General features: G+C 53.4%; 8 protein-coding genes and 1 tRNA gene. 2 read left to right on the top strand and 7 right to left on the bottom strand.

The window, feature by feature from the left end:
* Positions 1-416: 416 nt before the first annotated feature.
* Both ACGHAD_RS11775 and ACGHAD_RS11770 read left to right on the top strand, forming a co-directional pair.
* Positions 417-493 (top strand) — tRNA-Pro (locus ACGHAD_RS11775).
* 47 nt (positions 494-540) lie between these two features.
* On the top strand, positions 541-1,947 hold the full coding sequence (locus ACGHAD_RS11770) for a hypothetical protein (RefSeq protein WP_382417201.1): 1,407 nt from the start codon (positions 541-543) through the stop codon (positions 1,945-1,947).
* On the opposite strand, the gene panB is transcribed toward ACGHAD_RS11770, so the two are convergent.
* From panB to ACGHAD_RS11735, 7 genes are all read right to left on the bottom strand, one after another.
* Positions 1,944-2,765, bottom strand: coding sequence for a 3-methyl-2-oxobutanoate hydroxymethyltransferase (gene panB / locus ACGHAD_RS11765; protein ID WP_339617716.1), 822 nt, complete (start codon positions 2,763-2,765; stop codon positions 1,944-1,946). The two genes, ACGHAD_RS11770 and panB, sit on opposite strands and share 4 nt — an antisense overlap.
* A 10-nt stretch (positions 2,766-2,775) precedes the next feature.
* On the bottom strand, positions 2,776-3,450 hold the full coding sequence (locus ACGHAD_RS11760; RefSeq protein ID WP_339617763.1) for a deoxynucleoside kinase: 675 nt from the start codon (positions 3,448-3,450) through the stop codon (positions 2,776-2,778).
* A gap of 43 nt (positions 3,451-3,493) precedes the next feature.
* Entirely contained in the window at positions 3,494-3,988 is a 495-nt protein-coding gene (gene folK, locus ACGHAD_RS11755; RefSeq protein ID WP_339617762.1) for a 2-amino-4-hydroxy-6-hydroxymethyldihydropteridine diphosphokinase, read from the bottom strand.
* Between the two features lie 13 nt (positions 3,989-4,001).
* Entirely contained in the window at positions 4,002-5,339 is a 1,338-nt protein-coding gene (pcnB, locus tag ACGHAD_RS11750; protein ID WP_339617715.1) for a polynucleotide adenylyltransferase PcnB, read from the bottom strand.
* A gap of 797 nt (positions 5,340-6,136) precedes the next feature.
* A complete protein-coding gene (locus ACGHAD_RS11745) occupies positions 6,137-7,534 on the bottom strand; it encodes a sigma-54 dependent transcriptional regulator (protein ID WP_339617714.1) in 1,398 nt (465 codons plus the stop codon).
* Between the two features lie 7 nt (positions 7,535-7,541).
* A complete protein-coding gene (locus ACGHAD_RS11740; protein ID WP_339617713.1) occupies positions 7,542-10,577 on the bottom strand; it encodes an ATP-binding protein in 3,036 nt (1,011 codons plus the stop codon).
* Entirely contained in the window at positions 10,574-10,744 is a 171-nt protein-coding gene (locus tag ACGHAD_RS11735) for a hypothetical protein (RefSeq protein ID WP_339617712.1), read from the bottom strand. Before ACGHAD_RS11735 ends, ACGHAD_RS11740 begins: the two co-directional genes overlap by 4 nt.
* Position 10,745: the final 1 nt, after the last annotated feature.

Below are 10,745 nucleotides of genomic sequence, written 5' to 3'. Positions count from 1 at the left end.
GCACTGGAGGGCTGCGCGCGTTCAGGTGTCACTGGTTGCGAGCGAATATAGCTATATCATCTGCCTCGGATGTTCGCTATCTCCAATTGGTTTAAGTAATGCGTCCTGGAAACTGGAATTTTTTCAATGCTGGTCAATACTTACAGTACCAAAGGCTGAATCATACCCGCATTCGGCCAGCGGCTCGGCTCAGGCCGACAGGATCTTTCCTTTATGTTACTCCTAGAATGGTCTTTTTACCGACGCTTCCCCCAAGGCGTCGGTTTTTTTGTTGCCGTGAATCGTTTTTTAGATGCGCAGTGTTCTCTGCGATGTTACCAGCGCCTCTGTCTCGAGGCATTTACATTGATTTTTTCGGTGCGCTATAATTTAAACCGCCTTGGTTGAAGCTTCCGGTGTCGCGAAGCTCTCGGCGGCGGAGCGTAGCGCAGTCTGGTAGCGCACCTCGTTCGGGACGAGGGGGTCGGAGGTTCGAATCCTCTCGCTCCGACCATCAATCTGACAATTTTCTACCTTCCCCGGTTTCAGTGGATGAACGTAATGGATATTCGAGCACGGTGTGATTTTGATAAAGGTGCTCGTGCAGCATGGTGCTGCCACCACTGCGAGGCGCATTTTAGTGAACGCTGTATCCCCGATGGTCACAACCCTTTGTGGGGGCGCAGTGGCCCACGGTGTTTGTTGTGCTTTAGTGAATTAGCGGCGACCGACGACCCTGCGTTTGCCAAACCCTTTTGGCACGTTTTACCTTACTTGCTACTGTACCCATTGCATATCAATGGGTTGCTAGTGATGTTAGTTGGTGTGGTGGGTGCTGCTATGCTCGGTGGTGGCCTTGCCGCGTTACTCTTTGCATTTATCTTTCAGTTGATGTGCGTTAAATATTTTTTTGCGGTGCTTGCGGAAAGGGCCGAAGGTAAGCGTTGGCCGCCGGGACTGCTGTGTCTGATAAAAAGTGATTCGCATTATTTATTATTAAAAGCCATTGCAGTTTACGTGGTGCAAGTGGCATTGGTGGTGGCCGTGTATTATGGCTTTGCAGCCGGTTACTTGCCGGTTAGGTATCTTCCTTTTGTGGTCTACCCGCTAATTGCCTTTCTGCTGTTTGCGTTTCCCGCCGTTACCATGATTCTCGCTCAGGAGAAATCTCTGCTGCGCGCTATAAGCCCATTCGCTATTGTGGGCGTGATGTCTGGTATCGGTGTTTATTATTGGTTGTTGTGGGTGTTACTCCTGATACTTGCCGCAGCGGTAAATACGGCGGTGCAGTTTGTGCAACCGATGGTGCCGCAAGCGTGGCAACTATCGTGGGTTTTAGGAGCCGCGACTTACAGCTCGTTGGTATGTTATGCGTTGCTCGGTTATGCCTTGTATCAGTTTCGCGATGAGGTCGGCGTTGAGATTGAGCTTCATCAGCCCAAGCTGGATGAAACCGATTTTATACGCGCACAAGGCCTAGGGGCGGTGTTTGTATTGCAGCGCCACGGTGATTTAGAGCGCGCTCGCGATCAGTTGCGCGAGTTGCTTAACTTGTATCGGGACGATTTGGAGTTGCACCGTCAATATCATGAGCTGTTACTAACGATTGATACAGCCGATGGCGCTAAAGCCTTGTGCGCCCATACGGATTATTTACTTGGCTTATTATTGGCAGACAATGCTAAGCGCGAGGCAGCGAAGCTAGTGTCTGAAACGCTGAGCAAGGTGCCTAATTACCGCCCGGCAAAGCTGGCCACCACATTGACGCTAGAGTCGCACTTGCGCAAATGCTTAACGCCGCGCCAGTTGGCGGGATTATTGGTCAATGCCCACAAGCATTATCGCGGCGATAAAGGTATCCCGGCCGCTTATAAACGTTTGGCCGAGCTGTTGAACGGGCCGCTGGAGCAGCCCGATAAAGCGCAACAAATAAAGGCGTTTATCCAGCGCGAGTACCCAAGCGGTTAACCAAACATGTGTTCAGGTGCCGGAAAGGTACCGGCTTTTACGTCATCGCGGTATTTTTTTAAGGCGCCGGCAATGTCGCCGGTCTCAAGCAAAAAGTTTTTTGAAAACTTAGGTGGCTGCGGTGTTAAGCCCAAAATGTCGTTAATGACCAACACTTGAGCATCGGTATCGGTGCCTGCGCCTATCCCAATTGTGGGAATATCCACCGCCTCGGTAATGATTTTTCCCAGTGCTGCGGGAACACACTCAAGTACCAGCAGTGCGGCACCAGCGGCGGCCAGCGCTTTAGCATCTGCCACCATTTGCTCGGCCTTTTCACTGTCGCGTCCCTGTACTCTAAACCCGCCAAATTTATGCACTGACTGTGGTGTTAAGCCCAGGTGTGCGCATACCGGAATGCCGCGGTCGGTAAGCATTTTTACCGTATCCACCAGCCAGTGGCCGCCTTCGATTTTTATCATGTGCGCCCCGGCCTGCATAACGCGGGTGGCGTTGGTAAGCGCTTGCTCGGGGGTGGCATAAGTCATAAAAGGCAAGTCACCAATAATGAGCGATTTTTGGTTGCCACGGGCAACCGCCTCGATATGGTAGATCATCTGCTCCATGGTGACGGGGATGACGCTATCGTAGCCAAGTACAGTCATGCCCAATGAATCGCCAATTAAAACCGCCTCAATGCCACACTGTTGTGCCATTGCTGCCATCGGTGCATCGTACAGCGAGACCATGACAAATTTTTCTTGGCCACGTAATTTGTGCAGTGTGTTAATGGTGACTTTTTTGTCCAGTGCGGAATCGTGCGCTTGTGAGTAGGGCATGGGAATGACTCTATAAAACGGGCGTAGGGTTGTAGTAGTGGCGGCCACTTTTTATGGTGGTAATGTATTCCACCAAGTGCTGAAAATGGTCGCGATTTTGCGCAAGATTTAAATCTTGGGCGTTCACGATCAATAGCGGCGCGCTGTCGTAATAGTGAAAAAAGCTTGTATAGGCTTCGTTAAGCACTTTTAAATAATCGTCGCTGATGTGTTGCTCAAAGTCGTTACCGCGTTGTTTAACCCGCGTTTGTAAAACGTCTAGGGGCGCCTGCAGGTAAATCACTAAGTCGGGGCGAGGGGCGTCCAGTGTTAGTTTTTCATAGACCTGCTGATAAATGGCCAGCTCGTCATCATCCAGAGTGACTTGGGCAAACAGCTGATCTTTTTCGAGCATAAAATCGGCGATGCGATGGGGACTGAACATGTCGTCTTGGCGCAGCTGTTGAATCTGGCCGGCCCGCTGAAATAAAAAAAACAGCTGGGTTTGCAGTGCCACTGACTTTGGCTCTTGATAAAAGCGTGCAAGAAAAGGGTTTTGCTCGGGCTGCTCAAGCAATAGATCGTAATGAAATAGCTGCGCTAGATTGCGAGCTAAGGTAGTTTTGCCCACTCCGATGGGGCCTTCGATGGCAATGTAGTTGGGTAGCTCGACAGCGGATAAATCCAATGTCAGCTTTTCAAACATAGCGTCTACCACGTTGGAGTCCTCAGTGAATACTTAGCGCAGTTTAGCGCTGCGCCGGGAGTTTTATCAAACCCTCGTCGCCGCACTGCTGCGCCAGGGTGGCGATGCTGGTGCCGTCGGCGAGCTGTAGATTGGGTGCTATTTCCAGCAGCGGTAACAAGACAAAGTTACGCTCGGTTAAATAAGGGTGGGGCACGCTCAGGCGCTCGGTATTAATGCTGGTGTCATCGTACAGCAAAATATCCAGATCCAGTGTGCGCGGTCCCCAGCGCACCAGCCGTTTGCGTTCGTGAACCTGTTCCAGCGCTTGTAAAGCGTCAAGCAGCGGCTCTGGGGCCAGCTGGGTGGTTAGTTGGGCAACAGCATTAATGTAGTCGGGCTGCTCGCCTGGGCCAACAGCGCGCGAGCGATACAGAGATGAAACACGAGTAACTTGCGTCTGCGCCAGCCCCGCCAGCTCATCTAAGGCTTGCTGGATTTGTTCGATAGGCTCACACAGGTTACTGCCCAAGCCGATGTAGCAGCAGTGATTTGCCATATCAGCCACAGCATTAATCCTGCTGTTTCGAGGGGGAGCTTTTACGATTGTTATTGCGCCGCCGCCGAGATTTGCGTGGGCCGCCGGATTTTACACTGCTGACCAGCTTGGCACGGCCTTCATCGTCCGCAGCTTGAAATTGTGTCCACCAGTTGCCGAGGCCGTCGAGCTTCTCACCCGCCTGCTCGCGCAGCAGGACAAAATCGTAAGCGGCACGAAACCGTGGGTGCTCAAGCATCGTGTAAGCGCGCTGGCCGCCGCGCAGAGTTAGGCGGTGTTGCATGTCCCAAATCTCGCGCATGGGGATCAGAAACCGCTTGGGGACGGCGATACGAGACAGTTGCGCGCTGATAACTTGTTGCGAGGCATCGTTAAAGGCCTGCCCTTTGGGCATAGTGCCCATAAGCTGCCCCAATAGCGCCTGCTGTGGGGGCCAAAGCAAGGCGGCGTAGATAAAGGCCGGGGTAATGGATTTACCCGCGCGAATACGTTTGTCGGTGTTGCACATGCACTGCTCGATCATCTCCAGCGCAATTGGGTCGCCGGTTTGCAGGTGCGCCTCAACCATGGGAAACAGCTGACCAAACAGCTTGTACTCGCGCAATAGGTGGAATGTGGCGGTGGCCGAGCCGGCCAAAAAGAGCTTTAGCACTTCTTCAAACAAGCGGGCGGGTGGGATGTTACTGAGCAGCCCCGCCAGTTTGCTGATCGGAGCGGCGGTCTCGGGGGCAATATTAAAGCCCAGTTTGGCGGCAAAGCGCACGGCCCTTAACATGCGAACAGGGTCTTCTTGGTAGCGGGTGGTGGGGTCGCCAATGATACGCAAGGTGCGTTTTTCAAGGTCGTGGATCCCGCCGGTAAAGTCGTGCACCACAAAACCGTCGAGGGAGTAGTAGAGCGCGTTTACCGTAAAGTCGCGCCGTACCGCATCGGATTGTACCGAGCCGTATACGTTATCGCGCAATACCATGCCGTGTTCACTGCGTGCGGCTTCGTGGTGGCCGCGAAAGGTGGTGACTTCAATGATCTCGCGGCCAAACCGAACGTGAACGATTTTAAAGCGGCGGCCGATAATGCGTGCACTGCGAAACAGCCCTTTAATTTGTTCGGGCTTGGCGTTGGTGGCAACGTCAAAGTCTTTGGGTTGTTCCCCGAGTAAGAGATCGCGCACCCCGCCACCGACTAGGTAAGCCTCGTAGCCGTGGTCGCCGAGTTGTTTCATAACCTTGATAGCCGCGTGGCTGATCAGCTTGCGGGAAACATTGTGTTGATCCCGAGGGATGACAAGTGGCTGCTTGGCGGTACTGGTGTTAGAGCGGGGGGAGATGAGTTTAAACAGCCTTTTCAGCATGGAGTAATCTGCAACTTTGGGGTTCGGGCCGGCAGGCGGCTAAAATTAGTATGATTCAAGTCTATCACGGGCCTGCGGGGTAGGCCAGAAAGCAAAACGGGAAAGCATCAGCTTTCCCGTAGAATGGGCGGCACAAGTTGTATTTAGTCTGCGTCCCTGCCCATTCCAAATCAGTTGCTATCCATTGGTGCCTAGTCAGTCGTTCCGCTTTATATCTTATTATCGTTATTTTGTTATTGTTTAAAGCTTTATCATTATTATTTGTTGTTATTTTTAATCTTCGTTTCTTTTCTTATTGTCTATTGTTCTTATTATGTTCTTACCCTTTATTATTATTTCTTGTTGTTATTATTGAACTTTTCCATCTTCTAATTGTTTATTGTTTTTATAAGCCTTTCTACGTTTCTTATTGTTTGTTGTTGTTATTAGAGTGTGTCGCTTTTTATTGTTTCTTGTTGTTATGTACGCGGTATAAAGCACTCGGCGTGCCAGTTGTAAAATTTACAACAAAAACAATAGGTTAACTTTTTCGCCTAAGCCTATATTCCATTTTGTTATTTCTAACGGTTACAGCTTTGCGCTCTTATTGTTACGGCTCGCAAGGCGGGGTAACAGTTGTGGTGGGTAACAGCTCTGGGATCGCCGGTAACAATACGGTTGTGATTGACTCTCTTTGGCGCGCTAATGATTATTTTGCGGCGATTCTGTGGGTGAGTTGGTAGAGCCGATGTGAAACACGCCGCAGTTTGCGGCGTGTTTTAGCGGGGATTAAGGTTAATGCTGGGAAGATGCGTTACTTACTTTGCGCCGGCCTTGCGGCGAGGTATCCCAAAACGCTGGCGGCGCTCCCACAGGCATTTGCGGCTTACTCCGAGCTTTTTGGCCAGTTCGGTCTCGCTCATGGTGTCTTGATGCTCTAGCACAAAGCGCTGGAAGTAGTCTTCCAACGACAAATCTTCTGGGGGATCTTGGTGTGTAGGCCTGCTGCGGGCAAGGCTGGAGCCGGCGTTGAAGTAAGGGTTGTCGTCTTCTTCATCCAAGCGCACAAGGTCCAGGTCGATAGCCAGCAGCTCATGGCTGATCTCGCGCTCATCCTCACACAAGATCACCGCCCGTTGCATCGCGTTTTCTAGCTCGCGCACATTGCCGGGCCATGTATAGGTGGTGATCGCCTGGATGGCCTCGGGGGAGAGCTTGAGAATAGGCTTGTTAAATTGGTGGCTATAGCGGGTTAGCAAGGCTTCGGCGAGTAGCAGAATATCCCGGCCGCGCTCGCGCAATGGGGGAATTTCAAGTTGTATCACATGGATGCGAAAGTACAAATCTTCGCGAAACTTACCCTCTTGCGCCAGTTGACGTAAATCGCGGTGGGTGGCGGCGACGAGCCGCACATCGACTTTGCGCGATTCAACTGAACCCAGCGGACGCACCTCGCCCTCTTGCAGCACCCGTAGCAGGCGCGCTTGAGCTTCCAGGGGCAGCTCGCCAATTTCATCCAAAAACAAGGTGCCACCATCGGCGGCAGCGACTAGGCCCTCGCGAGTGCTGGCGGCACCGGTAAAGGCGCCTTTTTCGTGGCCAAATAGCTCGGACTCGATCAGGGTCTCGGGGATGGCCGCACAATTGACCGAAATCATTAATTCTTTGTGGCGCCGGCTTTGCTCGTGTAGGGAGCGGGCGACCAGCTCTTTACCGGTCCCGGTTTCGCCGTGAATAAGCACGGTGGCATCAGTGGGGGCAACCTTGGCGATACGGCTGTACAGCTTCTTCATAACGTCGCTGGAGCCGATCATACCGGTCACTTTGCTGCCGTCGGTATTTGGGGTTTGCTCCCGCTTGGCGGCGGAGGATTTACCGATAACGCGCTTAACGGCGGTAACCATTTCATCGTGATCAAACGGTTTGGCAATGTAATCAACCGCCCCCATGCGCATAGAATCCACGGCAGAGCGCAAGCTGGCGTAGCTGGTCATGATAAGCACCGGGATCTCGCCGGCGAGCTTGATTAAATCGGTGCCGGGGGCGCCGGGTAGGCGCAAGTCGGAGATGATCAGCTCAAAGTCGCTAAGCTGAAATTTGCCGGTGGCTTCACGTACCGAGGGGGCTTCACTCACCTCGTACTTATTGCGCTCAAGCAGTTTGCGTAGCGCTGTGCGGATAATTGCTTCGTCTTCAACAACCAGAATCTTAGTCATAGTTACTTCAATCGGCCTTGTCGGTCGCGTCACCACGAATCATGTCGTCAATAGGCAACATAGACTCTAAGTGACGCGGCAATTTAATAACCAGTTGAGCTCCGCGGTGGTTCGCGGTATCGACCGGGCTGATCACGTCCAAAGTACCGCCATGGTCATCGATAATACTGTAAACCATCGCCAGCCCAAGGCCCGTGCCTTCGCCGGGGTCTTTGGTGGTGAAAAACGGTTCAAGTATCTGATCGATGTGTTCAGGGGAGATACCTTCACCCTGATCCGTGACGGTGACTGTGATGTTGTCGTCATCTTCATCGCTGTCTAGGATAACACGTCCTTCGGGCTCGCTGGCATCCCGCGCATTGGACAGCAAATTAATGAATACCTGAATCATCTGCTGAGTGTCGCCGGCGACGATGGCATTGGCTGCCACCAAGTTGTCGAAATGCACCTGAGTTTTTTCTTTTTGTAACGACAGCAGTGAGATGGCCTCTGCAGCGCATTCGCGCAGGGCCACGGCCTCGAAGGCGCTTTTTTTGTTTTGCCCGCTGTGGGAGTAGCTCACCAGCGACTGCACAATCTTACTGACGCGGTCAGTTTGGCTCAAAATCTGCTCGGCGGTTTCTAGGATCTCGGGGTTGTCCGATTCATAGCGTAAATTTTGGCTTAAACAGGCGATGCCGGTGATGGGGTTGCCGATCTCGTGGGCGACACCTGCCGCCAGCCGGCCGACGGAGGCGAGGCGCTCGGAGTGAATCAGCTCCTGCTCTAGCAGCTGGGTTTCGGTGACATCCTCAAGCAAAATCACTTGGTCGTATTCGCTTTTGCGAAACGCTGCCGCTTGAGCGCGCCGCCCGGTTACCGGCCCCTCAATGGCGGCCTTGTGCAGGCTGATCCAGTGGGGGCGACTGTTGAGGGCGATCTCGTGGCGATACAGGTGGGCGTCTTCGCCCTCGCTAAAGTTTAGCAGCAGCTCGCACCAAGGCTGAGCTAGATCGTCCAGGTGCGAGCCTATCACCACCTCAGAGGGAATCTGGGTCAGATTTGCCATGGCCCGGTTCCACATTAATATCTCTTTGTCGCGTCCCAGTGAGCACACGGCCATGGGCAGCTCCTGTAAGGTTTTACGGTGATACAGGCGCAAATTGTTAAGCTCGGCCGCCATCCCGGTAAGGTGGCTGCGGTATTGCGATAGGCGGTTTTCAATTAGGTTAATGTCGACGGTATCGCGCGCCTCGGCCAGCTTGTAGGGCAGGTGGTTGTCCATAATCTCGCCGGCGACGTGAATCCCCATCAAGCCCGATAAGTTTGCCTCTAGTTGATCGCGCAAGCGCCGCAAGGCGTAGGGGCGACGCTCGGCGACATTAAGGTTGAGCTGTTTTAGGGCAATGTCCACTTCGCGGCTGGCGGTCACTTTGCCCAGCGGTTTTGCTAAGCGGGTTTTAAACTCGTCGGCCGAGTGCACATCCAGCGCTTGGCGCACCGGGTGCGACAACTCGTCGGCGGCGCACAGCTCGGCGCTGTAGGCTTCTTCTTCGGTTTGTCGGGTGAGCAGTGAAACGCCGACAAACAGTAAGGTGTTAAGGCCCAGCGAGTAGAGGGTAATCTGGCTCCAGTGATCCATGCCCACGCCCAGCTCACCATCGCCAAAAGGCACTGCGATGGTGCTGATGCCGGTAATAAGCGGGACGAGCAAGCCGGTAGCCCAGACGACGGTGCCAGCAGTAAGGCCGATGATTAAGCCCCGGCGGTTGCCTCGGGTCCAAAATACAATGGCAAAAATGCCCGGCAAAAATTGCAGTGTCTCGATAAATGCTACCAACGCCAGATGAAACAAGCTCTGGCGGTTGTCCAGCATCCAGTAAAACAGATAGGCCCCTAAAAAGAGCGTGGCGACCACAATTCGCCGCAGCCACACCAGTTGGCTGTAAATGTCTTGTTTTCGGCGCAGGCGCAAAAAGGGCAGAATCCAGTGGTTCATGACCATGGTCGATAGCGCCAGAGTGATGACCACCATGGCGCCAGTCGAGGCCGATAGCCCGCCGACAAACGCCAGAATCGTCAGCGAGTGCGAGCCGGATAAAATGGGCACGCCGAGCGTGAAGTACTGCGCCGGCAAAGGCACGGACAGTTCAAAGCCGGCCCACAAAATAGGAAAGATCGGCAGCGCCAAAAACAGTAAAAACAGCGGAAACGCCCAGGTAACGGTACGGGTGTTACGTAAAATAGGGTTCTCGGCCACGCCCATATGAAAGATATGCGGCATGGTAACGGCGGTGGCGACAAACACCAGCAGCAGTGTGTGAGCAGCACCGTCGCGAATAGGCGAATGCAGCAGTGCAAGGTTTTCGGGGTTGCGCTCGAGCCATTCATCGAGTCCGTCAAAGCCGTCAAATACACCGTAGACGGCGAGTAGACCAATGGCGCAAAGGGCAAATACTTTGAGCAGTGATTCGAACGCCATAGCGGTAATCAGGCCGCGATGGCGCTCGCGGTTGGAGCCAAATAATATGGTAAACAGCGCCAACATACCGCAGTAAGCGAGTGCCATAAGGTCTTTAAACGTTAGGCCTGTGCCAACAATGGGCAGCGCCGGGTCGCGGCTCACTGTCATGATGTGCATGGTGTCGGCAATGGCCTGAATCTGCAGCGCCATTAACGGCAAAATACCCAGCAGCATACACAGCGTGGTTAGCGCTCCAATACCGTGGCTGTGGTAGCGAAACACCAGCAAGTCGGCCAGCGAGTGTACCTGATGGCGGCGGGCCAGCTCGGTAATGGGCCCCAGCGCGACGGGGGCAAACAAAAATAGTGCGCCGGTGCCAAGGTAATAGGCCAGCGCGCCATAGCCGAACTGAAAGGCGAGGTCGATGACGCCATAAAATGCCCAGGCGCTGGCAAAGATGCCCAGCGACAAAATGTAGGTAATCGGGTGCTCGGTAATAGCCCGAGGCAGCCAGCCGCGCTCGGTAATGGTGGCAATACCAAAAATTAATAACAGGTAGGCGAGCCCGATCAGGGCGACGTGAGTGAGTTCAAATGTCATGAGGGTTTCTTGCGGGCCTGAATAGCGTAAGCGACGGCGATCACCAAAACCCACATAATGTACGGGCGATACCAAGCGCCTTCCGGGTTCACGATCCAGGTGAACAAGGTGGGCGAAAATATATAGGCAATCAGCAACAGCAATATCACCAGGCGCTGGTTATTCATA

The organism is Gilvimarinus japonicus (assembly GCF_042847215.1).
Lineage (GTDB): Bacteria > Pseudomonadota > Gammaproteobacteria > Pseudomonadales > Cellvibrionaceae > Gilvimarinus > Gilvimarinus japonicus.
Note: the sequence above shows the minus strand (reverse complement) of the source record. Positions and strands in the feature narration are given on the sequence as shown.

What these genes read in the sequence shown, in the direction of transcription:
- ACGHAD_RS11735 (WP_339617712.1), bottom strand. Translation starts at nt 10,744, where the DNA reads ATGAATAACCAGCGCCTGGTGATATTGCTGTTGCTGATTGCCTATATA.
- folK (WP_339617762.1), bottom strand. Translation starts at nt 3,988, where the DNA reads ATGGCAAATCACTGCTGCTACATCGGCTTGGGCAGTAACCTGTGTGAG.
- ACGHAD_RS11770 (WP_382417201.1), top strand. Translation starts at nt 541, where the DNA reads ATGGATATTCGAGCACGGTGTGATTTTGATAAAGGTGCTCGTGCAGCA.
- ACGHAD_RS11740 (WP_339617713.1), bottom strand. Translation starts at nt 10,577, where the DNA reads ATGACATTTGAACTCACTCACGTCGCCCTGATCGGGCTCGCCTACCTG.
- pcnB (WP_339617715.1), bottom strand. Translation starts at nt 5,339, where the DNA reads ATGCTGAAAAGGCTGTTTAAACTCATCTCCCCCCGCTCTAACACCAGT.
- ACGHAD_RS11760 (WP_339617763.1), bottom strand. Translation starts at nt 3,450, where the DNA reads ATGTTTGAAAAGCTGACATTGGATTTATCCGCTGTCGAGCTACCCAAC.
- panB (WP_339617716.1), bottom strand. Translation starts at nt 2,765, where the DNA reads ATGCCCTACTCACAAGCGCACGATTCCGCACTGGACAAAAAAGTCACC.
- ACGHAD_RS11745 (WP_339617714.1), bottom strand. Translation starts at nt 7,534, where the DNA reads ATGACTAAGATTCTGGTTGTTGAAGACGAAGCAATTATCCGCACAGCG.